Source organism: Gottfriedia acidiceleris (assembly GCF_004138285.1).
Taxonomy (GTDB): Bacteria; Bacillota; Bacilli; order Bacillales; family Bacillaceae_G; genus Gottfriedia; species Gottfriedia acidiceleris_A.
In genome coordinates this window covers 1-378 of the sequence record NZ_SCFN01000016.1, presented here as the reverse complement: position 1 = coordinate 378, position 378 = coordinate 1, and the positions used below count along the sequence as shown (strand labels likewise).

Sequence of the window (378 nt, the reverse complement as noted above, 5' to 3'; positions counted from 1 at the left end):
AAGTGGTGTGCAAACGGTCTTCTTTTAATAGAAATTTGTATATCCATTTTTTATAGGCTATAATACTTTAAACCATTTCTTTACCTGATCTCCACGTTTAAATTCCCCCCTATTCAATGAATAGGGGGTTTTTATTTTTATTAAATAAAAAAAGTCAGATTCTAGAAATAGAATCTGACTTTTTAAAATTATGCTTTTTTAACGTTAGTTGCTTGAGGTCCGCGTTGTCCTTGTTCTACATCAAAAGTAACTGCTTGACCTTCATCTAATGATTTAAATCCGTCAGTTTGAATTGCTGAGAAGTGAACGAATACATCATCACCATTTTCACGCTCGATGAATCCAAATCCTTTTTCTGCATTAAACCATTTTACTTTA

Annotated in this window: 1 protein-coding gene; it reads right to left on the bottom strand. The window is 31.7% G+C overall.

The genetic code is table 11. The features are described 5' to 3' along the window. Nucleotides 1–188: 188 nt before the first annotated feature. A partial coding sequence (locus tag EP747_RS18640) for a cold-shock protein (protein WP_165347143.1) occupies nt 189–378 on the bottom strand: 190 nt, incomplete at its 5' end.